The following is a 23,411-nucleotide window of genomic DNA, read 5'->3' as shown; positions in this document are numbered from 1 at the left end:
GCGAGGACACGCGCCGGGCGGGGTGTCCGCGGGTTCACCGACCGGCCCGGTCGGCCTGCTGCCGGGCGACGCGCTCGTCGTGGTGTCGTACGAGTTCGCGGAAGCCGATGCGCTCCCATCCGGGTTTCGGTTGCACACCCCACTCGTCGCGGGCGGTGGTCTGCCCGGCGCCCTCGGCCTGGCCGCCCAGCGGCGGCGCGTTGAACGCCGCGGGATATTCACAGGTCAGCGAGTCGTCGGAGTAGCGGACCTTGATCATCTCGTCACAGATCTCGTGCAGCGACAAGGTCGGCCAGCCGTACCAGAGGGCCAGCGCGGGCACGGTGAACGCGCCCTCGATGACGAGGGCGAACAGGCAGACGAAGATGCCGCGCTTGAGGAACTTGTGCATGCGGGCGAACGTCGGGGTGGTGCCGAGCGGAAGATCCTCTCCGGCACCGGTTGCTGAGTCGGTCATGAGTTGCTCCTGATAGCGGGGCCGGGTTCAGTCGGAGAAGATCTCGCGATTCACGGTGTGCAGGTAGGGGATCGCCAGGAAGGGCGTGATGTAGAAGATGTCGTAGAGCCACCAGCCGATGACCGGCAGCACGACACTGTCGAACCGGATGTCGGCGTACACGGTCATGTTGACGATGTAGCCGACCCAGATGACCACGCCGAACCAGCAGGTCACCGTCAGCCACTGGTGTCCCCACCGCTTCATCTGCAGGAACGCGATCGCGGCGGCGACGCGCATCGGGAACACGACGAGGATGCACGCGATCTCCCAGCCCTTCTCGCCCGGCGCGCCCGATCCGCCGATCCAGAGTTCGTTGTAGTGCCACCAGTAGCCGCCGTCGAAGAAGTTGCCCCAGGCGGTGAAGAACACGCGGGTGATGAGGGTGTGGCTGGCGCCGATGTCCAGGGCCCAGCCGACCGTGTTGAGGAAGGCGTCCAGGATGACGAGATAGCCGATCAGGGTGACGATCACGGGCCGCACGGAGAGCCCCGATCGCTGGGCCCTGCGCTGGAGCAAGACCCCGCGCAGGAACAGTGGCAGGCCGAAGATCCCGAGGACATAGGTGCCCATCAGCGCGGTGCCCGCGGTGAGCCAGCGATCGGCGCGCCGCTGCGCGAGCCTGCTGTCCTCGTGGTGCTGGTCGAAGGTGACGGTTGCGGTCATGGCGGTCCCTACCAGTCCCTGGTCATGCACATCTGCATCTGGATCAGGAACATCGTCAGCAGGAAGCCGTAGATGGCGATCTGGAAGACGATCAGCGCACGCTTGCGCCGGCGATCTTGTTCGTTCACGGGAACTCTCTTCTTCTAAGGTCCGCGCGGGCAAGGGGTTACCGCACGGTGCGGCGGAATGCGCCGGTGCTTCGTCAGAAGGTGCCGATGTTGTTCATGACCCAGTACCAGAAGGCGATGATCAGCAGCATCGCTCCCCAGGTCAGGATCAGTCGGACGATGTCGAGCAGCATGCTGGGCTCTCTCTGTCGGTCGGCGCGGCGGTGGTGTCCTCATCGGGGCTCCAGGCTGCGCAGTGTGGTGGTGAGGTAGCTGTCGAGTACGGACTGCCGTAGGGCTTTCGTGCCGGTGGTCGAGGTCAGCAGGCCGTAGAGGCCGAGCAGGAAGAACATCGCGCTGTGGTGCGGCTCGACCGCGTTCTGTACCTCGCCCCGCTCTCCGGCACGGGTGATCTCCTCGGTCAGCACGATGATCAGCGGATGCTCACGCCAGCTCTCGTCGACCGGCCGCGTCGGCGAGAAGTGCATGGCGAGAAGATCTCTGAACAGCAGGCTGCCCAGCTGTCGCTCCAGTTCGGTGACCAGTCGGACGGTCTTGACAAAGGTGTCGCGCAGATCGGGGGATCGGCGCCGGAACCGTTCCAGCGCGCGGGCGATGCGGAACTCTTCTCGCTGCTCGAGTTCGAGCAGCACATGCTCCTTGGTGGGGAAGTGGAAGTAGAAGGTGCCGCGTGCGACACCGGCGGACTCGGCGATGGCGTTGATATCGGCGTCGGCCACGCCGGTCTGCTTCAGTTCGGCGATGGCCGCGTCGAACACCCGCTGCCGTGTGTGCAGCCGCCGGGCCTGTCGGCCCTGGTGCTGCTCCGGGGTTGTACTCATGGCTGGGTTCTAGCCCGTGCCCTCGACCGCTGTCAACGTGTGGAGCGGTGTGCTGATGTTGACAGATGTCAGTGAAAAATGTCAACGAACTCGAACGTAAACCGCTGTGGCCAGCGGTATCTCGAGTGTTGCGGGGTGTCGGCGAGCGCGGTCTGTCGGGAATCGGGGTGACGGTGTCCCGGGGTGTGTTCGCGCAGCGTGCGGCCGTCGCCGGGCAAATGCCGAAGAACTCTTCACGTGACTTACTGGATGCTTTACAGTAACGGCGAATAGGAGGCCGGTGAGCCTGTCTGTCGGCCACGATATCGAGGTCGCGCCCCGGGGATCTCCTTGATGCGAGGCGGGTGCGGTATGGATCTGGGGTTGCGCGACGCGGCCACGGTCGTGGTCGGCGGTAGCCGGGGTATGGGGCTGGCGACCGCGCGATGTCTGGCGCAGGAGGGTGCGCGGGTCGCGGTGGTCGGACGTTCCGCCGCCGATGTCGAGGCGGCCGCCGCCGAGCTCGTCCGCTCGGGGAGTGCGGATGCGGTCGGTCTCGTCGCCGACGTGCGCGATGTCGAGCAGGTGGCGGCGGTGTTCGGGCAACTGGGTGAGCGCTGGGGCGGCGAGCTCAACGCGCTGATCAACACGGTCGGGCCGGATGTGCGTGGAACCGTGGAAGAGCTGACCGGCGAGCAATGGCACGAGGCCCTCGATCACGGAGTCCTGCCCGTGGTGCACTGTGCCAACGCGGCGCTACCGCTGCTGCGCCGGGCGTCGTGGGCGAGGATCGTGAACTTCTCCGCGCACTCGACCCAGCGTCAATCCGTATCGCTGGCGGCCTACACCGCCGCCAAGGCCATGGTCACCAGCGTGTCGAAGAATCTGTCGCTGCTGCTCGCGCCGGAGGAGATCCTGGTCAATGTCGTCTCGCCCGGCACCTTCGTGACACCGGCCCTGCTCGGCTGGGCTCGTTCGGTCGGCATCGAGAGTGTGGACCCCTACCGGCTGATGGCGGCTATCGGTGAGCACTACGGGCATCCCGCGCAACTGCCGCGGGCCGGCCTGCCCGACGAGATCGGTCCGGTCGTCGCGTTTCTCGCCTCCCGGCGCAACTCCTACATGACCGGCGCCAACATCAATGTCGACGGCGGTTCGGACTTCGTCTGAAATGCTGTTGTAGATCCAACTGTAAGTGATACAGTATCGTCTTGTAGATCCTGGTGCGGCCCGGCTGGACGCGCAGCGGAGATCGTCGGCGCGCCAGTAACCGTGCCGAAGTACACATCGATGGGCCGACGTCGACCGACGGCGGCCGACCTGCTGATCGAATTACTCAATTTTCCTGGGTGATTCGGCGTGTCCCCACGATTCGTCAGGAATTCCGGATGTCGAAAAACTCCAATTCTGTCGGCGCACTCGGTGATTCCGAACCCGCCGCGCCGATGATGCCGGCCAGCCGGGCGGTCGGCTCCTGGTTCCGGGGATACCTCGACCGGCACCCCGGCGTCGCACTCGGCACCGTCGGTGGACAATTCGTCCTCGGGGTTCGCACCGTGCAGTTCCTGATCACCGATATCCTCACCGGCCGGTTCGCGGTCCGCGAAGCCGTGGATCAGGCGGCCTTCATGGCGTCGGCCGCCGTGCTGCCGACCATCTTCGTCGCCCTGCCCATCGGCGTCACCCTGTCCATCCAGTTCGGGTTGCTGGCAGGTCAGGTGGGTGCGACCTCGCTGGCAGGCGCCGCCAGCGGCTTGGCCGTCATCCGGCAAGGTGCGCCGATGGTGGCCGCGCTGCTGATGGCGGCGGCGGTCGGTTCCGCGATCTGCGCGGACCTCGGCTCGCGCAAGATCCGCGAGGAACTCGACGCCATGGAGATCATGGGTGTCTCGGTCATCCGGCGCATGGTCGTGCCGCGGTTCGCCGCCGCCGTCCTCATCGGTGTCTCACTCACGGGTGTGGTCTGTTTCGTCGGTTTCGTGGCCGGCTACGTCTTCAATGTCTTCGCGCAGGACGGCGCACCGGGCAGTTTCGTCGCCACCTTCGCGTCGTTCGCCACCGTCGGCGACCTAGTCCTGACATTGATCAAAGCGGTGGTGTACGGCGCGATCGTCGCGATCGTCGCCTGCCACAAGGGGCTCACGACCGAGGGCGGATCAGCGGGCGTCGCGAATTCGGTGAATTCCACGGTGGTTTCGTCGATCCTGCTGCTGATGATCGTGAATGTTCTGTTCACGCAGATATTCATGATGCTGTTCCCGCGGCAGGGGTTGTAATGGCGTCGGCCTACTACCCGCCCGGTATACGGATGGCGGCCGTGCTCCTGAAGGAAATCGGCATCGTGTTCATGCGGCTCGGCCACATGCTCACCTTCTTCGTCCGGGCCGTGCTCGCCATTCCGGTGATGCTGCGCAACTATCGTGCGGAATTCCTGCGGACCCTGTCGGATATCGCCTGGGGGAACGGCTCGATCGTCGTCGGCGGCGGTACCGCGGGCGTGATCATCGTGCTCGGCGCCGCGGGTGGCGCGATCGTGGGGCTCGAGGGATACAACGCCTTGCACCTGCTGGGTATGGAACCGGCGATCGGGCTGGTCGCCTCGACGGCCTCGACCAGGGAACTGGCCCCGATCATGGCCTCGCTGGCCTTCGCCGCGCAGGCCGGGTGCCGGTTCACCGCGCAGCTGGGGGCGATGGGGATCTCCGAGGAGATCGATGCGATGGAATCCATGGCCATCCGGTCGATTCCCTACCTGGTGAGCACCAAACTGCTGGCCTCGGTCGTGGCGATCGTGCCGCTGTATCTGGTCTGTCTGGCGATGAACTACCTGGCGGTCGAATTCGTGGTCGGCGCGGCGGGCGGGCTGTCGCTCGGCACCTACCACCACTACTTCCAGCTCGTGCTCAGCGGACCCGACATCGTCTATTCGCTGGGCAAGGCCATCGTGTTCGTCCTGCTGACCACCACGATCCAGTGCTACTACGGCTACTACGCCGCCGGCGGCCCGCAGGGTGTCGGCATCGCGGCAGGCCGGGCCATGCGCGCCGCGATCTCGGTGATGATCGTCGTCAATCTGCTGCTGACCGTGGCCCTGTGGGGTATCGGCACCAGCGCCCGGCTGGGAGGGTGAGCTACCGGTGATGTTCGACAAGGACGGGCGTGGACCCTCCCTGTTCTGGCTGTTGGTCCGGGGCGTCGTGCTCGCTGGGCTCGTGGCGGGCGGGGTCACCGTGGTCGTGCTGAAGTCGTCGGGAACGTTCGACGAGAAGACCGAAGTCGTCGCGTTGCTCCAGCACGTCGGCGACGGCCTGCCACCGCGCTCCGACGTCAAGTTTCGCGGCGTCCTCATCGGGACCGTCGCCCAGGTGTCACCCGGATCCGAGGGGCGGCCCAGCCGGGCGCTGCTCGAACTCGATCCCGCGCGGGTCGACGATGTCCCGAGTACGGTCACCGCGCGCGTGGTCCCGGGCAATGTCTTCGCGGTCTCCTCGGTCCAGCTGGTCGACAACGGGCCGGGCAGGCCGCTGCGGGCCGGTGACGCGATCGAGCAGGACGACAGCCTGTCGACCGTGCAGCTGCAGACGGCGCTGACCAAACTGCGCGCCATCGTCGCCGCCTCCGCCCGGATCGGCACCAGTGACACCGTCGGCGTGCTGGCGGCGGTGGCCAAGGCCACCGACCGGCGCGGTGGCGACCTGGTCGCGGCGGGCGCTGCGCTCGAACGGATCACCGCCGGGCTGTCCGCGCAGATCGCACCGCCGGGGGAGCCGTCGACGATCGCGGCGCTCACCGATTCGGTGCAGGGCCTGGCCGCCGCCGCCCCCGATCTACTGGATGCGCTGCATTATTCGGTGATTCCGATGCGGACGGTGGCGGCCCAGGAGGCGGCTCTGCGCGATGTCCTCACCGCGGGTGCCGCGACCTTGTCGACGGTCGGCGGCGGGCTCGGGGCCCACGTCGACGAGATGGTCACCGCGACCGATCAGTTGACGCCGGTGCTGGACGTCTTCGCCGCGGGCAGTTCACATTTCGGCCCGATCGCGGGACGGATCAAGAAGCTGTCCGATGTGTGGTTCGCCGAGTTCTGGAACGAGCGGACCCAGACCGGGACCGGAAAGTTCCAGATCCGGCTCAGCGCCGACACGCCATACACCCGTGCCGACTGCCCGCGCTACGGCGACCTGGCCGGACCCAGCTGCTCGACCGCACCGGAATCGGCCACCGCGCAACCACTACCCGCCTCGCTGGACCCGCGTTCCCTACCGAAACCGGTGCTGGCCCCGGAACTGCAGGACCTGATCGGCCGCGTGCTCGGCGGTGACGCCAATGCCGCCGAACAGGTTCTCGCCCAACTGCTCACCACCGGAATCCCCGGAACAGGAGGTGTCCCGCGATGAAGTCCCGTCGCTCGGTCGTCGGACTCGGCATGTTTCTCGTCGTCGCGTTCGCGCTCATCTGGATGACATTCGTGACGCTGCACCGCGGCGTCGACGGCACGACCAGGTCGTACTCGGCGATCTTCACCGATGCCACCGGCCTGCGTTCCGGTGACGACGTCCGCATGGCGGGCGTGCGGGTGGGCCGGGTCGACGCCGTCGAACTCGACGGCACGGCGGCCCGGGTGCGCTTCCGGGTCGCCGTCGAGCAGCACCTGTACGCCGACACCACCGCCGCGATCACCTACCAGAACGTGATCGGGCAGCGCTATCTCGGCCTGTCCCGCCCGGCAACCGGGTCCGCCGCCGAATTGTCCGGCGGCGCGCAGATTCCGGTGGAGCGCACCGAACCCTCGTTCGACCTGTCCGGCCTGCTCAACGGATTCGAGCCGTTGTTCAGCGGTCTGGACCCACAGCAGGTGGACAACGTCACCGCCGCGCTGGTGCGGGCCCTGCAGGGCGACGCGGGATCGTTGACCACGCTCATCGCCCAGATGTCCACGCTCGCCCAGTCACTCGCGGGTCCCGATCACGTGCTGGGCTCGGTGATCGTCAACCTCGACCAGGTCGTGGCCCACCTCGACACCCGCCGCGCGGAATTCGGCACCCTGCTGAGCCGGACCCGCGCCATCGTCGACGGGCTGGCCCGCCACCGCGACGAGCTGATGACAACCCTGACCGAGGCGTCCGGGGTCGCCGACCGGATGGCGACCGTCGTCGAACAGGACCGGCCCGCCCTGGAACGGCTGCTGACCCGGGAGCCGGGCTTCACCCGGCACTTCGAGCAGAACAAGGACCAGTTCGCCTATCTGGGCTTCAACCTCCCGGTGCTGTTGAAGGGAATCGCCCGGGTGAGTCAGGAGGGCGCGAATATGAATGTCTACCTGTGCAATCTCGGCTTCACCGCTGTCCCCGCGCTGTCGGATCTCGTGCCCGCGATCGTCCGCTACGCGACCCCGTCCGGCACCGTCCAGCAATCGCCGATGTGTAGGTGAACCACTCATGACGATCCCACCCGGGCTCCGCCTCGTCGCGGTCGGCCGCCCACTCGAAGAACAACGTCCCCGGGTGCTCGGGGTCATCGCGCTGACCGTGCTCGCCGGGGTGCTCCTGGCCGCGCTGGGGGTATCCGCCGTCGGCGTCGGTGAACGCGGCTACGAAGCCGAATTCGCCCAGGCGGCCGGCCTGCGCGTCGGTGACGGCGTCACCGTGGCCGGAGTTCCGGTCGGCGAGGTCACCGGCCAGCGCCTGGCAGGCGACCGGGTCGTGGTCCGGATGCGTGTCGACGACCAGGTCACCCTGGGCACCGAGACCTCCGCCGCGATCAAGCTGACCACCCTGCTCGGCGCCCGCTACGTCGAATTGCGCCCCGCCGGTCCCGGCGAGCTGCCCGATCGCCGAATAGGGCTGTCGCGCACCGCTGTTCCCTACGATCTGCAGCAATCGCTGGAGAACGCCACCACCACTTTCGAACAGATCGACGCCGAGCAGGTCGGCCGGTCGCTGGAACTGCTGGCCACCCAGCTCGACGGCGTCCCGGCCGTGCTGCCGGGGGTGCTCGGCGACATCCGGACCCTGGCGGGCATTCTCGCGAGCCGGCGCGGCGAGCTCGGTTCGCTGCTGGCCGGGGTGCGCAACCTCACCGCGACGGTGACCGCGCAGCAGTCCGACCTCACGGCGATCGCGACCTCGGGCCGGGACCTGCTGACCGACATCGCCGCGCGCAGGCAGGTGATCGAACTGCTGATGACGGCGACGACCCGGCTGGTCGAACAAGTGCGCGCGATCGTCGTCGACGACCGGCCCCGCGTCGACGAGTTGATCGCCGGGCTGAACGGACTGCTCGGTTCCCTCGCCCGGCACGACGATCTGCTGCGCAACACCCTCGAGATCCTGCCGGTGTCGGTGCGCAACCTCGCCAACGCGGCGGGAAACGGGAACTCGGTCGACTTCAACGCCCCCGCCGGCGTGCTCGTCGACTCCTGGATGTGCGCGCTGAGCGGACAGGCCGCGCAGCAGAGTCTGCCGAAATACTTCGGGGAGTGCCGATGATGTCGCCGACCACCGTGCTGCGGGCGCTCGCGCTGTTCGCGATCTGCGTCCTTGCCGGGTGCGCGGGCGGCCCGCTGCGCACCGAGCCCGACGACATCACCGTGGTGGCGCGATTCGACGACGCCGCGGGTCTGTATGTCGGCAACGCGGTCGCCGTGCTGGGGATGCCGATCGGCGAGGTCACCGCGATCACGCCCGCCGGAGCCTACGTCGAGGTGCGCATGCGGGTCGACGGCGCGACCCCGATCCCGGCCGACGCGACCGCGGTGACCGTGTCCACCTCGGTGCTGACCGACCGGCACGTGGAGTTCACTCCGGTCTACCGCGGCGGTCCGGTCCTGCGTGACGGCGCCGTGCTCGCACCGGACCACACCAGGACACCGGTCGGCATCGACCGGCTGCTCTCGATGGCCGACCGGATGTCCGGCGGACTTTCCGGTGCCCAGCCGGGAGACGGCCCGATCGCCCGGCTGCTCGCGGTCGCGTCCTCGGCGACCGCGGGTAACGGAGATCAGTTGCGGGCCACCATGGACGAGCTGTCGCGCGCCCTGCGCCTCGGCGACGACGCGGGCGCCCAGACCCGCGATATGGTCACCCAGATCGTGAACGAGCTGGCGGCCCTGGTCGCGGCCGCGTCCCGCGGTGACCAGACCATCCGCGAATTCGGCGCGGCGTCGGTGCAACTCGGTGACATGCTGGCCCAGCTCGACATCGGGGCAGGCACCACCGGGGCTCAGGTCGTCGCGGTCATGCGCCAGGCCGACGAGCTGCTCGTCGACAACCGGGCGGCGCTGAACTCGGCGGTCACCGATTCGGCGACTGTCGTCAAAGCCCTGGCCGACTACCGCGATCAGCTCGCGGAGTTCCTCGACGTCACCCCGATGCTGATGGCCAACGGCTACAACACGGTCGATCAGCAGACCGGCGGCGCGCGCATCCACGCGCTGACCGACAGCGTGGTGTTCGACGGGCAGATGGTCAAGGAAGTCTGCAACATCCTCGGCCTTCGCCAACTGGGCTGCAGCACAGGGACATTGCAGGACTTCGGCCCCGACTTCGGGGTCACCGACATGCTGGAAGCGATGAGCAGGTTGCCGCGATGAGTAGAAGATCCGTTCTCGGGACCACTGCCTGTGCCGCTGCGGTGCTCGTGCTGACCACCGGATGCGGTGTGGGACTGGGTGATCTGCCGCTGTCCGCGCGCGGATCCGGGGCGCCGGGTTACACGATCACCGCGAGTTTCACCAATGCGCTGAATCTGCCCGACAAGGCCAAGGTGCGGCTGGCCGGTGCCGATGTCGGCGAGGTGCGCGAGATGACGGTCGCCGACTACCGGGCCGTGGTGCACCTGACCATCCGGGCCGATGTCGCGTTGCCGGTCGGCACCCGCGCCCAGTTGCGCACCGCGACACCGCTCGGCGATGTCTATGTGGCCCTGGACGCCCCGGCCGATTCCGGGCTCGCGACCGCGACCATGCGGGACGGCGACACCATCGACGTCGGGCAGACCTCGGCGGCGGCGACCGTCGAGGAACTGCTGACGACGGCGTCCCTGCTGGTCAACGGCGGCGCGATCCGCAATATGACCACCGTGGTCAACGGGTTCGGCCGGGCCGTGGGCGATCGCGGTGACCGGCTCGGCGACCTGATCGAGCACTCGCGGGACCTGGTGACCGCGCTGTCGGCCAGATCCGACGACATCCGCCGCGCCCTCACCGAAACCGACCGGCTGGTGGGCGAACTCGCCAGGGATCGCCAGGTGATCGATGACTTCGTCGCCGCGGCGGGCCCGGCCTCGACCGTCGTCGACGCCAACGCGCCCCAGATGCTCGACATGGTCCGCCGGATCGACGGTGTCACCGCCGAACTGGCGAAGTTCCCGGTGCTGCGCGGCGGCGAGATCGGCGGCCTCATCGGCAATCTCGACCGGATCTCCGCGGGCCTCAACGACGCCATCCTCGACCCGTCGACCAGCCTGGTCGCGATGAACAAGCTGCTGCCTTCGATCATCAAACTGAGCAGCGGCACCTCCGCCCACGGAAACGTGGACCTGCAGGACTTCGCGATCGGCGCGCTGGCCGATCCCGGGCACGAGGCCGATCCCGGCACCCGGATCCCCGACGCGAGCGACTGGCAGGCGATGGTCGGTTCCCTGACCTACACGCTGCTGCGGCTGCGCGAACGCGTGCTTGGACCCGGCCGGTGAGCCGGCCTCGCGCGGTGGTCGCCGCCGCGGACCTGCCCGCGCGCCTGCTGGTCGGCCTGGTCCGTGGGGGGAATCGGTACCGGCACGCGGTGTCGGCGATCGCACTCGCCACGACCGCTGTGGTCGGTTCCACGTATCTGGTCTTCGGTGCCCTCGGCGTCGATCCGACCGCGGCGACGATCACGGTGCGGGTGCATCTCACCGAATCCGGTGGACTGCTCCCCGGGCAGGACGTCACGCTGCGGGGTGTGCCGATCGGCGAGATCGCGGCCGTCGACTTCGCTCCCGGCGGGGTGGTGGCGCTGGCCCGCATCGATGCCGGCGTCGGGGTGCCCGACGACGGCACTGTCGAGGTGACGAGCCTGTCGACCGCCGGTGAGCAGTTCCTCGACTTCCGGCCGCGGCGATCGGCCGGGCCGTATCTGGACGACGGCGCGGTGATCACCCAGGACCGCACGTCGGTGCCGACACCGCTGTGGCGGATGCTGGGCACACTGGACAGCACCCTGGCGCAGGTCGATCCCGCCCGGCTCACCGCCGTGCTCGACGAACTGGGCTCCGGCCCCGGCGGTCCACAGAAACTGGCCGATGTGCTCGACGGCGGCATCTTCCTGGTGTCGACACTGGACGCCGTGCTGCCGCAGACGGTGTCGCTCATCCGCGACAGCCGGACGGTGCTGTCGACGGTGGGCTCGGGATCGGTCGCGCTCGACCGATTCTCCGCCGACCTGGCCACCGCTGCGCGCGGTGTCGAGGCGAAGACCGGCGGTTACGCCGAGCTCCTGCACACCACGCCGGGCACACTCGCCGCACTGGACACGATGGTGGCGGACAACTCCACGGCGGTGGTTTCGTTGCTGACAAACCTGTCGACCGTCGCGTCGATGACCACGACACGCGTACCGGCTCTCCAGGAGTTCTTCTTCCCGACCCAACGCGCAGGCTCCACGCTCGACGCGCTGGTGACCGTGATCCACGACGGTGGTTTCTGGGGGCTGGTGAGCCTGTATCCACGGCGCACCTGTACCTACGATCTGCCCCGCCAGGCGCCGTCCCTCAACAACTACGTCGAGCCCTACCTCTACACCTATTGCGCCGACACCGATCCGTCGCTGCTGGTCCGCGGCGCGCACAACGCGCCGCGCCCGCCGGGCGAACGGGTCCCCGGCCCACCGCCGCCCGGCGAGCCGGCCGACCGGACCGCCACCGTGACGCCCACCGGCCCCTTCTCCCTGCCTATTCCGTTGCCACTGGCCGATTCCGGCCAGGAGATACCCGCACCCCCCAAGTGACGACAGCTCCCTCAATACGTTGCGTAGAAGCGAGGACCCGTGATGACCGAGAACACCGACACCACCGCCGACGAGATCACCGATTCCGATCCCGGCACCGAGAAGCCCGCCGACTCGGGTGCCGCGGCCACCGAATCTCCCACGCCCGCTCCGCAGCCCGAGGCGGTGCTGCCGACGAAATGGCAGATCCGGCGCATGATCGCCCTGCTGATCTGGCGAAAGATTCGGATCCCGCTGCTGATCGCCGTCGCCGTGGTGGCGGTCGTGCTCGCGGCGGTCTTCGGATGGAAACTCAAGCAGGACAGCGACACCGAGTCCGCGGCCGCGGCTGGGCTCGCCGCGGCGCGCGCCTACGCCGTCACCCTGACCAGTGTCGATTCCGGCAACCTGGACCACGACTTCACCGCGGTACTCGACGGGTCCACCGGCGAGTTCAAGGACATGTACACCCGCTCCAGCGGCCAGTTGCGTCAGCTGCTCGTCGAGAACAAGGCGGCGGGCAAGGGCACCGTGCTGGACGCGGCGGTGAAATCCGCGCAGCCGGACAAGGTCGAGGTGTTGCTGTTCATCGATCAGACGGTGAGCAACGCGGCCGCGACCGATCCCCGGATCGACCGCAGCCGCGTACAGATGACCATGGAACTGGTGGACGGCCGGTGGCTCGCGAGCCGCGTGACCATCCCCTGATCGGCGGGTTCTGGTTCGAGTCCAGATGGAGGAGCGTAACCATCAGGTCAGGCACGGTCATCGTGCCTGACCTGTCTTAGTTTGCGGGCCGCACCGAAATACGCCAAGAACTCCGATCCGAACCCGCTGGCCGCTGCAGCCGGTTCGCCAGTGGGTTTGGCCCATCGGTCTAGCGCTTCTGGTTCGTTGGTTGAACATCGCAGGTTCGTGCCCACGGCGGGGCACATCGAAGATGGGACGCGCAACCTCGGGATCTGCTCTGGGCGACTGGTGATTTGAAGGAAGCGGAACTCGGCCGGACACGCAGGGCACAGCCGTGCGCCCCGACGGTGTCGACATGTCCGCTCGCGCGACGGTAGGCGATGTCGTCAGAGGGTCCAGGTCAGGACATTGGGGATCGCGCTCGGCTCTTCGGCGGGTCGGGGTCGGGCCCGTGACCGTGCTGGCGTGTGTACGTGGCACCGTCGTGAAACGACTCCGTTGGTACCACACCTCACGTCGGATCCGGTGTGCGCGGAGCGTGATCAGGCCAAGTTATCCGCAGCTCGGAAGTTGTTCACAGGTTTGTTCATCTACCCAGGTCATTAGCACTTTCTGAATATGGCGGTGATCAGGCTTAGCTGGTCTCACCGAACTAGCCGAAGGCGTGATGGAGCACCGATGACCACAATATTGATCCTGATTGCGGCTCTGACCTTGGCCATTGCAACCGTCGGCCGGACTGTGGCGATCGGGCTCGCGGTGTACAGGGTGCCCGGGAGGTATCGCGCCGAGGTTCTGCGTGGGCTCGCCGAGTGCTTCCGGTTCTGGCGCAAGTGATGTCAGTCGCCGCGGATTTCGTCCCATAGCTGCCTGGACCATGCGGGTATCGGCACAGTCAAATCCGGTAGTCGCGCAGCACGCCCTTGGCGATGATGCGCTTCTGGATCTCGCTGGTGCCTTCACCGATGAGCATGAACGGCGCCTCGCGCATGAGGCGTTCGATCTCGTACTCGGTCGAGTAGCCGTAGCCGCCGTGGATCCGGAACCCGGCCTGCGTCACCTCGTTGCAGAACTCGCTGGCCAGATACTTGGCCATGCCCGCTGCGACGTCGTTACGCAGGCCGGAGTCCTTGAGCCGGGCCGCGTTGACCATCATCAGATGCGCCGCTTCCACTTTGGTCGCCATCTCGGCCAGCGCGAACTCGATCGCCTGGTGTTCGACGATGGGTTTGCCGAAGGTGCTGCGCTGCTGGGCGTAGCGGGCGCCGAGTTCGAAGGCGCGGATCGCGATCCCGCAGGCGCGGGCCGCGACATTGACGCGACCGACCTCGATGCCGTCCATCATCTGCTTGAACCCATGTCCGGTGGTGCCGCCCAGGACGGCCTCGGCGGGCACGGTGTGGCCGTCGAGCAGCATCTCGGTGGTGTCGATGCCTTTGTAGCCCATCTTGTGGAGCCGGCCCGGAATGGTCAGGCCCGGTGCGACTTCGCCCAGCCCGGCGGGCTTTTCGAGGAGGAAGGCCGTGAGGTTGTCGTGCGCGCGCGGCTGCCCCTCGTCGGTGCGGACCAGGGTGGCGACCAGGGTGGCGGTGGAGCCGTTGGTGAGCCACATCTTGCGGCCGTCGAGGGTGTATCCGCCGTCGGCGTTGCGGGCCGCCTTGGTGCGGATGGCGGCGACATCGGAGCCGAGCTCGGGCTCGGACATGGAGAACGCGCCCCGAATCTCCCCGGTCGCCAGCCGGGGCAGGAACCGCTGCCGTTGCTCGGGGGTACCGTGCCGGGCGATCAGGTAGGCGACGATGAAATGGGTGTTGATGACACCGGAGACGCTCATCCAGCCGCGCGCCAGCTCTTCGACGCACAGGGCATAGGTCAGCAGGGATTCACCGAGGCCGCCGTACTCTTCGTCGATCATGAGGCCGAACAGGCCGAGTTCGGCCATCCGGTCGACGATGTCCTGTGGGTAGGTGTCGGTGTGCTCGAGCTGCTGGGCGGTGGGGATGATCTCCTTGTCGACGAAAGTCCGGACGGTGGCGAGTATTTCGGTCTGCACGTCGGTGAGTCCGTGGGTGTGCGCGAGTTTCATCGATGGATCCGTTCGTGGAATGGAGGGAGTCGGCCGGCGGTGCGGATCAGAGCATGATCGCGGTGAGAGTCTCGGCGACCAGCGCGGGTTTGCCCCCGTCCTCGTTCTCGACCGACCAGCCGACGGTGAGCAGGGCCCGCGAACCCTCGGTGCTCAGGGCGAGCGGGGTCGCCACCGCCCGCACGCGGGTGCCGGTCCGGACGGCGGCGGGAAAGCGGACCTTGTTGCTGCCGTAGTTGATCCGTGCGGTGCCGAACCCGATGGCGTAGAGATCGCGGCCGAGGCGGGGGAGCAGGGACAGGGTGAGGTAGCCGTGGGCGATCGTGGTGCCGTACGGACCGCTCGCGGCGCGGTCGGGGTCGACGTGGATCCACTGGTCGTCGCCGATGCACGCGGCGAACGTGTCGACGCGATCCTGGCCGATGGCAGTCCACGGGCCGGGACCGAGGGGTTCGCCGAGAGCTCCACCCAGGTCGTCGACGGAGGTGAAAGTGCGCAGTGTCATGGTCAGTTCACCCGCTCGAACACCGCGGCCAGGCCCTGCCCGCCGCCGATGCACATCGTTTCCAGACCGTAGCGCTGTTCGCGGCGATGCAGTTCCCTGGCGAGGGTGGCCAGCATCCGGCCACCGGTGGCGCCGACGGGGTGCCCGAGCGAGATTCCGGATCCGTGCACATTGGTGCGTTCGGCATCACGGTCGCCGAACTTCCACTCCCGCATGACGGCCAGGGCCTGGGCGGCGAACGCCTCGTTCAACTCGATCAGGTCGATGTCGGCCAGTGTGAGTCCGGCCCGCTGCAACGCCGCCTCCGTCGCGGGGACCGGTCCGATACCCATGACATCGGGGCGTACCCCGGCCACAGCCCACGAGGTGAGCGAGACCAGTGGGGTCAACCCCCATTCCTCGGCCTTGGCACGGGTGGTCACCAGGCACATCGAAGCGGCGTCGTTCTGGCCGCTGGAGTTGCCCGCAGTGACGGTCGACTCCGGATCCAGCGCCGCCCGAACAGGTTTCAGCGCGGCCAGGGATTCGAGCGTGGTGTCCGCCCTGGGGTGTTCGTCGGTGTCGACGAGCACCTCGCCCTTGCGGGAGCGCACCGGTACCGGGACGATCTGCGCGGCGAGCACTCCGCTGCGCTCGGCCTCGATCGCCCGCTGGTGCGAGGTCAGCGCCAGCCGATCCTGCTCCTCGCGGGTGATCGCGTAGGTGCGCCGGAGGTTCTCCGCGGTCTCGAGCATGCCGCCGGGAACGGGATGGAAACGGCCACCGGCGGTTTCGCGGCCACGAGCCAGCGCGTCGTGGACCCGGATACCCCCACGCGCACCACCCCAGCGCATCTCCGTGGAGTAGAACGGCGTGTTGGTCATGGATTCGACACCGCCCGCCACGACGACGTCGCAGGCGCCGCTGCCGACTTGCATCGCCGCCTGGACGACGGCTTGCAGGCCCGAGCCGCAGCGCCGGTCGACCTGCATGCCGCCGACAGTCACCGGCAGGCCCGCGTCGAGGGCAACGACCCGGCCGATCGCCGGTGCCTCGCTGCTCGGATAGCAGTGCCCGAGAACGACATCGTCGACGACGTCCGGGTCGATGCCGGTGCGGTCGAGCAGGCCCTTCAGGGCGATCACGCCCAGTTCGGTGGCGGTGAGCGAGGCGAACGCGCCGCCGTAGCGTCCGATCGGGGTGCGCAGGGGCTCGCAGATGACAGTTTCACGCATGGGCTGGGTCTCCGTCGACGGTGAAATCGGCGGTGAGCACGGTGTGCTCGACCGCCTGGCCGGGGGTGGACTCGGTGTGGACGGCGAGAGCGAGGTCGCCATCGGTGGTCGCGCGACGCCGGATCCGGGCGGGATCGCCACAGATCAGCGGGGCGATGTTGCGGTGGCGCAGCCGGGCAGGGCGCCGGTCCGGTTGTTCCCAGCGCAGGGTCTCGGCCATGGCCAGGGTCATGAGCGGACCGTGCACAACCAGGCCTGGATATCCTTCGACCGCGGTCGCGTAGGACAGGTCGTAGTGGATGCGATGCGGATTGGCGGTCGCCGCGCTGAACCGCATCAGGACGGTCGGGTCGGTGTGCAGCTGCCAGTCCCATTCGGTGCTGCGCTGCAAGGGGTTTCGCGGGTGCTGGAATGCAGTGTCGGTCTCGATCGCAGGCGCGGCGGCCGCGGCGCCCCGATAGACGAGGTTCTGGTGTTCCACGACGGCGAGCGCACCGGTCTCGGCGAACAACCGTATCTCGACCTCGACGACCGTCAGGGGACCGGAGCGGCCGTTCTTGGCGTTCACCGCGACCACCCGCGCCTCCCGGCGGATGGTGGATCCCACATGCACGGTCCCGGGAAACGACACTGTGCCACCGGCGAACATGCGACGCGGCAGCTCCACCGGCGGCAGGAACGAGCCACGCGCCGGGTGCCCGTCCGCGCCGATGGCTGACGAAGCGGGCCAGCGGGCCAGCGCGGCCCAATGCCACAGCGGCGGTAGCGGATCGCCCACTCCGATCGCCGCCGCACCCGAGTCGAAGAGGGCATTCAATGCGGCCACCGGGGCGGGATCGACGTAATCGTCGGTGACCACGGTGTGCGCCTGCCATCCGGTCACATGAACCGCCCGCCGGTGACTTCGAGGGTGGTGCCAGTCATATAAGACGACAGGTCGGAGGCCAGGAACAGCGCGACCGCCGCGACCTCTCCGGGTTCACCCGCCCTGGCCATCGGGATCTCCGCCATCTTCTGGTCCCAGACCTTCTCCGGCATGGCCGTGGTCATGGGGGAGCGGATCAGGCCGGGCGCAATCGCGTTCACCCGCACGCCGAACCGGGCGGTCTCCTTGGCCGCGGCCTTGGTGAGGCCGATGATGCCCGCCTTGGCGGCCGAATAGTTGGTCTGCCCGGCCATCCCGACTTTGCCCGAGAGCGAGGAGATGTTGACGATAGAACCCCGGCCCTGCTCACGCATGATCGCCGCGGCCTGGCGGGTGCCGTGCCAGGTGCCCTTGAGATGCACCGCGATCACCTGGTCGAAGTCCTCTTCGCGCATGGTGCGCATCGAGGCGTCCCGGGTGATCCCGGCATTGTTGACCATCACGTCCACCGCCCCGAATTCGGTCACCGCGGTGGCCAGCAGCGCCTCGACGTCGGCTGCGCTGGTGACGTCGCAGCGGGTGACGCGGACCCGGTCGGTGCCCAGGTCCGCCAGGGCGGTACCGGGATTCAGATCACCGAGGACGACCGAGGCCCCTTCGCGCAGGAACGCTGTGGCGATGGCCAGTCCGATGCCCTGGGCGCCGCCGGTGACAACCGCGACGCGTCCGTCCAGAAGTGACATTGGCGTGGATTCCTTTCCGTGTCAGTACTGCGTGGAGCCGAGATCGACCGCGATCTGCGCGGCGGTCACCGCCCGGGAATCGTCGGCGGCCAGCCAGCTGACCGCCGCGGCGATGTCCTCGGGCTGGGCGATCCAGTCGGGCAGGAACGGCGTGGCCATCTGTGCCAGTTGCGGATTGGAATCCAGTGCCCGTCCGAGGGCGGCCACCATGTCGCCCCCGCCCATCGGAGTGGCGACCGCGCCGGGATGCAGGCTGTTGACCCGGATCCGGTGCTTGCCGAGCTCGGCGGCCAGTGCTCGCGCCATCCCCGTCACCGCGTGCTTGCTGGCGGTGTAATGCACCATGAACGGCTGCATCTTCACCCCCGCCGCGGAACTGATCAGGATGATCGAGCCGCCACGCCCGCCGTCCACGAGATGACCCGCGGTGGCGGCCACCGTGTTCCACGTGCCGGTGACATTGATGTCGAGCACGTCGCGGAACGACTCGGGGGTGATCTCGTTCCAGACCTGGGGGATGCAGATGCCCGCGTTGGCCACGACGATGTCGAGGCGGCCGAACGCCGCCACGCCGGCGTCGGCGGCCGCGCGTAACCCGTCCAGGTCACGGGTATCGACCCGGTGGGCGATGATCCTGCGCCCGGTCGCCTCGACCAGACGCACGGTCTCGTCCAGGTCGGCAGGCGTCGCGGAGTCGTAGGGGACTGCCGCGGGCAGCGGGCCGGCGAGATCGACGGCGATGATATCGGCGCCCTCGGTGGCCAGGCGGACCGCGTGTGCCCGGCCCTGTCCACGCGCGGCGCCGGTGATGAACGCGACTTTGTCGGTGTGTCGGCCGGTCACTGAACCTCCCTCTGGTTAGCCATATTGTAAAGGCAACGGTATGGCTTTCATCCAGACTCTATTGTGGGGGTGGGCGGGGTGCAAGGAGGTGAATTCCGTCCGCGCCGGGCCGGCCGGTGGCCGCTGTCGGATTTTCGACGCGGTTCGCCCCGCCGACTCGGTCGATTGGGTTACAGTATGGATTACTGGACTACCATCTGTCCGCAGCGCGCCAGGTCCGCGCTGACGTCCGGCCGCGAGGATGCGGCCGATGAGGAGGCGCGAGATGTCGAAGGTTGTCGGGTTTGTCGGGGCGGGGCGCATGGGCGAACCGATGGTGGTCCGGCTGGTCGCCGCCGGATACCGGACCATCGTGTACGCGCGCCGCGACGACGTGCGCGAGCGGCTACAGGCCGCTGGCGCGGAGGTCGTCGACTCGACGGCGACGATCGCTGAGCGTGCCGAGGTGATCATCACCTGCCTCTATTCCGACCCGCAGCTGATCGAGGTGCTCGGCGGTCCGGCCGGTCTGCTGGCGACGGCCCGGCCCGACGCGGTGGTGGTCTCGCACACCACCGGCGCGGTCTCGACGGTCAAGGCGCTGGCGGCCGAATACCCGGAGGGGCCGGTCCTGCTCGACGGCCCGGTGAGTGGTTCGTCCGACGACATCGCCAACGGCAGGCTGACTGTGCTGCTCGGCGGTCCCGCCGAAGCCGCCGAGGCCGTCCGTCCGGTGCTGGAAGCCTATTCGAGCACGGTCATGGCCACCGGTGTGCTCGGTAGCGCGCTGGGGGTGAAGCTGATCAACAACGCCCTCTTCGCCGCGAATGCCCAGCTGGTCGGGGTCGCCGCCGCGGTCGGCAGGCAGCTCGGCGTCGAGGAGAACCAGCTCCTCGACGCGCTGGCGGTGGCCAGCGGCAACAGCTTCGCGGCGGATTCGATCCGCAAGACCGGCGGTTTCGCCAAATTCGGGAAGCTGGCGGGCCCGTTCCTGCGCAAGGACGTCGCGGCGTGTGTGAGCGCCACCGCCGATCTCGGTGTCGACCTCGCCGGCCTGGGCGCCGCGATCGCCGACGGCCCGTTCGACCTGATCTGACGCTGCACCGGAGAGGCACCGCCATGGACACCACGACCACCAGTACCGCAGGCGCCGGAATCCATTCCGGCCCGGCCGCGACGGACCCGGCGGAGCTGTCGGCGATGCTGGGCCGCCAGCGCGCGGCCTTCCTGCGGGAAGGACAGCCGTCGGCCGCGGTGCGGCGCGACCGGATCGACCGGTTGCTGGCCATGGTCCTCGATCACATCGACGACTACGCCGAGGCGATGTCGCAGGACTTCGGCACCCGGTCGCGCACCGGCACCCTGTTCGCCGAAATCCTGGGCATGCTCGCCGCTTTCGAGCACACCCGCTCCCACGTAGCGCGGTGGATGCGCCCGGAGAAACCGAATCCGTTCTCACGTGGCCTCGGCATCCGCACCGAGATCCATCCCAGCCCGCTCGGCGTGGTCGGCATCGTCGGCCCGTGGAACTTCCCGCTGCAACTGGTGGTCGTGCCCGCCGCCTCGGCCTTCGCGGCGGGCAACCGGGTGATGATCAAGATGTCGGAGATCACCTCGCGCACCGCCGAACTCACCCGCTCGCTCGCCGCGCGATACTTCGATCCCGACGAACTCTCGATCGTCGTCGGCGGACCGGAGGTCGGCGCGGCGTTCACCGCGCTTCCCTTCGACCATCTGTTCTTCACCGGGTCGACCGGGGTGGGCCGGAAGGTGATGCGCGCCGCCGCCGAGAATCTCGTCCCGGTGACCCTGGAACTCGGCGGCAAGAATCCGGTCGTGGTCGGCCCCGGCGCCGATCTGCGCCGCGCGGCGAACCGGATCGCCCGCGCGCGCATGGTCAACGGCGGACAGGTCTGTGTGTGCCCGGACTACGTCTTCGTGCCCGAGGACGGCATGGCCCGGTTCACCGAGGCGCTGCGGTCCGAACTGCGGGGCATGTTCCCCACGATCGCCGGCAACGACGACTACACCTCCTCGGTGGACGACGCGAACTACACCAGGATCGTCGAGCTGATCGAGGATGCCCGTTCCCGCGGTGCCCGGGTGGAAGCGGTGGCGCCGGAAGGGGAGTCGCTGCCCGATCCGCACCGGCGCAAGATCGCGCCGACGCTGATCCACGAGGTCACCGACGACATGCGCATCGCCACCGAGGAGGTCTTCGGTCCGGTGCTGCTGCTGCGGCCGTACACGACGCTCGGCGAGGTCAGCGATCACATCAACGCCCACCCGTCGCCGCTGGTGGCCTACTGGTACGGCCCCGACTGCGCCGACTTCCGCGCGTTCGTCGCCCGAACCCGCAGCGGCGGGGTGGCCCGCAACGAGTTCGCGATCCACATGTTCTCCGAGAACGCGCCGTTCGGCGGCGTCGGCCACAGCGGCATGGGCGCCTATCACGGCAAGACCGGCTTCGACACCTTCAGCCATCGGCGCACCGTCGCCGGCACCGATCTGCCCTTCCCGATCACCGGAATCGCCGCGCCACCCTTCGGGCAGTGGACGGTCCGGATCGTCGACCTTGCCCTGCGGGCCGCCCGGTGGCGCACCGCCCGCCGGGTCGCGGGGCGGCTGCCGGTGCGGACCTGCACCGCTGATGCCTGATCGCCGCACACGCTCACTTCCCCCATCCGACGCGCCGTCGCCGACGGCCGACTTTCGAGGAGTCATGTTGTCCGCTGCCACCGCCGGGCCAGGACCGGCACAGTTCACCCTGGTGGGAGCCGCCGACGCTGCCGCGGCCGCGCTGCCGGACCGGGAGCTGGTCATCCAGGGCGAACACCGCCGCACCTATGCCCAGACCGCCGAGCGCTCCATCCGCCTGGCCGCCTATCTGCATCAGCGCGGGCTCGGCTGTCACACCGAGCGTTCGGCGCTGCGCGGTCACGAGGTCGGGCAGGATCTGCTCGGCATCTACGCCCACAACGGCCACGAGTACATCGAGAGCCTGGTCGGGGCGTTCCGCGCCCGGGTCGCGCCGTTCAACGTCAACTATCGCTACGTCAAGAGCGAACTCGGCCACCTGCTGGCCGATGCCGGAGCCACGGCTCTGATCTACCACGCGACCTTCGCGCCGCGGGTGGCCGAGATCCGCGCTGAACTGCCCCGGTTGCGGGTGCTGATCCAGATCGCCGACGACTCGGGCAACGAATTGCTCGACGGCGCGGTCGATTACGAGACAGTCCTGGCCGAGACCGACCCGGTGCCGCCGCCGGTGACTCCCTCGCCCGACGACCTCTACGTCCTCTACACGGGTGGCACCACCGGCATGCCCAAGGGCGTGCTGTGGCGCCAGCACGACATCTACATGGCCGCCTGCGGTGGCCGCGACGTCAACACCGGCGCCACCGTGGGCTCCTACGAGGAGATCGGTGCCAGGGCCGCGGCCAATCCCGGGGTGAAGCTGATGCTGCTGCCGCCGCTGATGCACGGTGCCGCCCAGTGGGCGGTGCTGACCGCGATGACCACCGGGCAGTCGGTCGTGTTCTCCCCGGTCGTCGACCGGATCGACGCGGACGAGACGCTGCGCGCGATCGAGCGGGAACGGGTGGCGATCGCCATCGTCGTCGGTGACGCCATGGCGCGGCCGCTGCTGGCCGCGGTGCGGTCCGGCGTCGCCGATGTGTCCTCGCTGGCCGCGATCGCCAACGGCGGCGCGGTGCTGAACCCCGTGCTCAAACAGGAGTGGATCGACGCGGTGCCGGGACTGGCCGTGCTCGACGGGGTGGGCTCGTCGGAGACCGGGACCCAGTTGCACCACGTCTCGGCCGCCGGTTTCGTCTCCACCGGTACCTTTTCGGCGGGCCTGGACACCCGCGTGGTCGCCGAGGATCTCGCCTCGGTGCTCGAACCCGGCCACGACGGCCTGGGCTGGCTGGCCAAGCGGCTGTTCACCCCGCTGGGCTACAAGGGCGACGAAGCCAAGACCGCGGCGACGTTCCCGGTGATCGACGGAGTCCGGTACGTGCTGCCCGGTGACCGGGCGCGGCACCGCGCCGACGGCACCGTCGAACTGCTCGGCCGCGACGCGGTGACGATCAACTCCGGTGGTGAGAAGATCTTCGCCGAGGAGATCGAGATGGCCCTCGCGTCCCATCCCGGCGTCGCTGACGTCCTGGTCGTGGGACGGCCCAGCGAGCGCTGGGGGCAGGAGGTCGTCGCGGTGGTGCAGCTCGCCGAGGGAACCACGGTGGGCACCGCCGAACTGGTCGAGCACGCCGCGGGATCACTGGCCCGGTACAAGCTGCCCAAGGCGGTCGTCTTCCGGCCGGCCATCAGCCGCAGCCCGGCGGGCAAGGCGGACTATCGCTGGGCGCGTGAACAGGTCGCCGGCGAGCAGTGAGCCCAGGACCCGGGTGGTGCGGATCGTCCTCGATC

22 protein-coding genes are annotated in these 23,411 nt (G+C 68.6%); 13 read left to right on the top strand and 9 right to left on the bottom strand.

Annotated features, from left to right (window positions below):
• Positions 1–34: 34 nt before the first annotated feature.
• The 3 genes from ACWF9G_RS33360 to ACWF9G_RS33350 all read right to left on the bottom strand — a co-directional run bounded on the left by ACWF9G_RS33360 (position 35) and on the right by ACWF9G_RS33350 (position 2,111).
• Positions 35–457, bottom strand: a complete 423-nt coding sequence (locus tag ACWF9G_RS33360) for a hypothetical protein (RefSeq protein WP_378826376.1) — start codon at positions 455–457, stop codon at positions 35–37.
• A gap of 27 nt (positions 458–484) precedes the next feature.
• The gene (locus tag ACWF9G_RS33355) at positions 485–1,162 is read right to left on the bottom strand and encodes a hypothetical protein (protein ID WP_355278415.1); all 678 of its coding nucleotides are present in this window, start codon (positions 1,160–1,162) and stop codon (positions 485–487) included.
• A gap of 340 nt (positions 1,163–1,502) precedes the next feature.
• Positions 1,503–2,111 (bottom strand): TetR family transcriptional regulator, encoded by a 609-nt coding sequence (locus ACWF9G_RS33350; protein ID WP_378826373.1) that lies wholly within the window; start codon positions 2,109–2,111, stop codon positions 1,503–1,505.
• Positions 2,112–2,462: 351 nt separating this feature from the next.
• Here ACWF9G_RS33350 and ACWF9G_RS33345 point away from each other — a divergent pair, with 351 nt between their 5' ends.
• The 10 genes from ACWF9G_RS33345 (at position 2,463) to ACWF9G_RS33300 (ending at position 12,763) form a co-directional block, all read left to right on the top strand.
• Complete coding sequence (locus tag ACWF9G_RS33345) at positions 2,463–3,260, top strand: SDR family NAD(P)-dependent oxidoreductase (protein WP_452520161.1); 798 nt, start codon at positions 2,463–2,465, stop codon at positions 3,258–3,260.
• 275 nt (positions 3,261–3,535) lie between these two features.
• Positions 3,536–4,366, top strand: coding sequence for an MlaE family ABC transporter permease (locus ACWF9G_RS33340; protein WP_355278572.1), 831 nt, complete (start codon positions 3,536–3,538; stop codon positions 4,364–4,366).
• On the top strand, positions 4,366–5,220 hold the full coding sequence (locus ACWF9G_RS33335; RefSeq protein ID WP_452520158.1) for an ABC transporter permease: 855 nt from the start codon (positions 4,366–4,368) through the stop codon (positions 5,218–5,220). Before ACWF9G_RS33340 ends, ACWF9G_RS33335 begins: the two co-directional genes overlap by 1 nt.
• Positions 5,221–5,230: 10 nt before the next feature.
• The gene (locus tag ACWF9G_RS33330; RefSeq protein WP_452520165.1) at positions 5,231–6,487 is read left to right on the top strand and encodes an MlaD family protein; all 1,257 of its coding nucleotides are present in this window, start codon (positions 5,231–5,233) and stop codon (positions 6,485–6,487) included.
• A complete protein-coding gene (locus ACWF9G_RS33325; protein ID WP_379309886.1) occupies positions 6,484–7,521 on the top strand; it encodes an MlaD family protein in 1,038 nt (345 codons plus the stop codon). The genes ACWF9G_RS33330 and ACWF9G_RS33325 overlap by 4 nt, the downstream gene beginning before the upstream one ends.
• A gap of 7 nt (positions 7,522–7,528) precedes the next feature.
• Complete coding sequence (locus ACWF9G_RS33320) at positions 7,529–8,578, top strand: MCE family protein (protein WP_452520156.1); 1,050 nt, start codon at positions 7,529–7,531, stop codon at positions 8,576–8,578.
• A complete protein-coding gene (locus tag ACWF9G_RS33315) occupies positions 8,575–9,681 on the top strand; it encodes an MCE family protein (protein WP_452520154.1) in 1,107 nt (368 codons plus the stop codon). The genes ACWF9G_RS33320 and ACWF9G_RS33315 overlap by 4 nt, the downstream gene beginning before the upstream one ends.
• Complete coding sequence (locus ACWF9G_RS33310) at positions 9,678–10,784, top strand: MlaD family protein (RefSeq protein WP_452520152.1); 1,107 nt, start codon at positions 9,678–9,680, stop codon at positions 10,782–10,784. The genes ACWF9G_RS33315 and ACWF9G_RS33310 overlap by 4 nt, the downstream gene beginning before the upstream one ends.
• The gene (locus ACWF9G_RS33305) at positions 10,781–12,076 is read left to right on the top strand and encodes an MlaD family protein (RefSeq protein ID WP_452520151.1); all 1,296 of its coding nucleotides are present in this window, start codon (positions 10,781–10,783) and stop codon (positions 12,074–12,076) included. Before ACWF9G_RS33310 ends, ACWF9G_RS33305 begins: the two co-directional genes overlap by 4 nt.
• A 42-nt stretch (positions 12,077–12,118) precedes the next feature.
• Entirely contained in the window at positions 12,119–12,763 is a 645-nt protein-coding gene (locus tag ACWF9G_RS33300) for a hypothetical protein (protein WP_452520149.1), read from the top strand.
• Between the two features lie 877 nt (positions 12,764–13,640).
• Here the strand turns inward: ACWF9G_RS33300 and ACWF9G_RS33295 are convergent.
• From ACWF9G_RS33295 to ACWF9G_RS33270, 6 genes are read right to left on the bottom strand one after another with little or no spacing between them, the layout of a single operon-like run.
• Positions 13,641–14,831, bottom strand: a complete 1,191-nt coding sequence (locus ACWF9G_RS33295) for an acyl-CoA dehydrogenase family protein (RefSeq protein WP_452520147.1) — start codon at positions 14,829–14,831, stop codon at positions 13,641–13,643.
• Between the two features lie 46 nt (positions 14,832–14,877).
• On the bottom strand, positions 14,878–15,330 hold the full coding sequence (locus ACWF9G_RS33290; RefSeq protein ID WP_452520163.1) for a MaoC family dehydratase: 453 nt from the start codon (positions 15,328–15,330) through the stop codon (positions 14,878–14,880).
• A gap of 8 nt (positions 15,331–15,338) precedes the next feature.
• A complete protein-coding gene (locus ACWF9G_RS33285; protein ID WP_452520145.1) occupies positions 15,339–16,550 on the bottom strand; it encodes an acetyl-CoA C-acetyltransferase in 1,212 nt (403 codons plus the stop codon).
• Complete coding sequence (locus tag ACWF9G_RS33280) at positions 16,543–17,433, bottom strand: FAS1-like dehydratase domain-containing protein (RefSeq protein WP_452520143.1); 891 nt, start codon at positions 17,431–17,433, stop codon at positions 16,543–16,545. The genes ACWF9G_RS33285 and ACWF9G_RS33280 overlap by 8 nt, the downstream gene beginning before the upstream one ends.
• Positions 17,430–18,158 carry a 3-oxoacyl-ACP reductase FabG gene (gene fabG, locus ACWF9G_RS33275; RefSeq protein WP_378826329.1) on the bottom strand — a complete coding sequence of 243 codons (729 nt, stop codon included), beginning with the start codon at positions 18,156–18,158 and terminating at the stop codon, positions 17,430–17,432. The genes ACWF9G_RS33280 and fabG overlap by 4 nt, the downstream gene beginning before the upstream one ends.
• Before the next feature lie 21 nt (positions 18,159–18,179).
• On the bottom strand, positions 18,180–19,001 hold the full coding sequence (locus ACWF9G_RS33270) for a mycofactocin-coupled SDR family oxidoreductase (RefSeq protein WP_452520141.1): 822 nt from the start codon (positions 18,999–19,001) through the stop codon (positions 18,180–18,182).
• A gap of 265 nt (positions 19,002–19,266) precedes the next feature.
• On the opposite strand from ACWF9G_RS33270, the gene ACWF9G_RS33265 reads away from it, so the two are divergent.
• The 3 genes from ACWF9G_RS33265 (at position 19,267) to ACWF9G_RS33255 (ending at position 23,376) form a co-directional block, all read left to right on the top strand.
• Entirely contained in the window at positions 19,267–20,076 is an 810-nt protein-coding gene (locus tag ACWF9G_RS33265; protein ID WP_452520139.1) for an NAD(P)-dependent oxidoreductase, read from the top strand.
• Positions 20,077–20,099: 23 nt separating this feature from the next.
• A complete protein-coding gene (locus tag ACWF9G_RS33260; protein WP_452520137.1) occupies positions 20,100–21,638 on the top strand; it encodes a coniferyl aldehyde dehydrogenase in 1,539 nt (512 codons plus the stop codon).
• A 64-nt stretch (positions 21,639–21,702) separates the two neighbouring features.
• Positions 21,703–23,376 carry an acyl-CoA synthetase gene (locus ACWF9G_RS33255; protein ID WP_452520136.1) on the top strand — a complete coding sequence of 558 codons (1,674 nt, stop codon included), beginning with the start codon at positions 21,703–21,705 and terminating at the stop codon, positions 23,374–23,376.
• The last annotated feature ends 35 nt before the right edge of the window (positions 23,377–23,411 follow it).

The sequence above is a fragment of the Nocardia sp. NPDC055029 genome, assembly GCF_053608525.1.
The sequence above is the reverse complement of the archived record's forward strand: the minus strand, read 5'-3'. Positions and strand labels throughout refer to the sequence as shown.

Bases quoted from the DNA above. Each gene is read 5' to 3' on its own strand.
- ACWF9G_RS33360 (WP_378826376.1), bottom strand. From the start codon at position 457: ATGACCGACTCAGCAACCGGTGCCGGAGAGGATCTTCCGCTCGGCACC.
- ACWF9G_RS33355 (WP_355278415.1), bottom strand. From the start codon at position 1,162: ATGACCGCAACCGTCACCTTCGACCAGCACCACGAGGACAGCAGGCTC.
- ACWF9G_RS33350 (WP_378826373.1), bottom strand. From the start codon at position 2,111: ATGAGTACAACCCCGGAGCAGCACCAGGGCCGACAGGCCCGGCGGCTG.
- ACWF9G_RS33345 (WP_452520161.1), top strand. From the start codon at position 2,463: ATGGATCTGGGGTTGCGCGACGCGGCCACGGTCGTGGTCGGCGGTAGC.
- ACWF9G_RS33340 (WP_355278572.1), top strand. From the start codon at position 3,536: ATGATGCCGGCCAGCCGGGCGGTCGGCTCCTGGTTCCGGGGATACCTC.
- ACWF9G_RS33335 (WP_452520158.1), top strand. From the start codon at position 4,366: ATGGCGTCGGCCTACTACCCGCCCGGTATACGGATGGCGGCCGTGCTC.
- ACWF9G_RS33330 (WP_452520165.1), top strand. From the start codon at position 5,231: ATGTTCGACAAGGACGGGCGTGGACCCTCCCTGTTCTGGCTGTTGGTC.
- ACWF9G_RS33325 (WP_379309886.1), top strand. From the start codon at position 6,484: ATGAAGTCCCGTCGCTCGGTCGTCGGACTCGGCATGTTTCTCGTCGTC.
- ACWF9G_RS33320 (WP_452520156.1), top strand. From the start codon at position 7,529: ATGACGATCCCACCCGGGCTCCGCCTCGTCGCGGTCGGCCGCCCACTC.
- ACWF9G_RS33315 (WP_452520154.1), top strand. From the start codon at position 8,575: ATGATGTCGCCGACCACCGTGCTGCGGGCGCTCGCGCTGTTCGCGATC.
- ACWF9G_RS33310 (WP_452520152.1), top strand. From the start codon at position 9,678: ATGAGTAGAAGATCCGTTCTCGGGACCACTGCCTGTGCCGCTGCGGTG.
- ACWF9G_RS33300 (WP_452520149.1), top strand. From the start codon at position 12,119: ATGACCGAGAACACCGACACCACCGCCGACGAGATCACCGATTCCGAT.
- ACWF9G_RS33295 (WP_452520147.1), bottom strand. From the start codon at position 14,831: ATGAAACTCGCGCACACCCACGGACTCACCGACGTGCAGACCGAAATA.
- ACWF9G_RS33285 (WP_452520145.1), bottom strand. From the start codon at position 16,550: ATGCGTGAAACTGTCATCTGCGAGCCCCTGCGCACCCCGATCGGACGC.
- fabG (WP_378826329.1), bottom strand. From the start codon at position 18,158: ATGTCACTTCTGGACGGACGCGTCGCGGTTGTCACCGGCGGCGCCCAG.
- ACWF9G_RS33265 (WP_452520139.1), top strand. From the start codon at position 19,267: ATGTCGAAGGTTGTCGGGTTTGTCGGGGCGGGGCGCATGGGCGAACCG.
- ACWF9G_RS33260 (WP_452520137.1), top strand. From the start codon at position 20,100: ATGGACACCACGACCACCAGTACCGCAGGCGCCGGAATCCATTCCGGC.
- ACWF9G_RS33255 (WP_452520136.1), top strand. From the start codon at position 21,703: ATGTTGTCCGCTGCCACCGCCGGGCCAGGACCGGCACAGTTCACCCTG.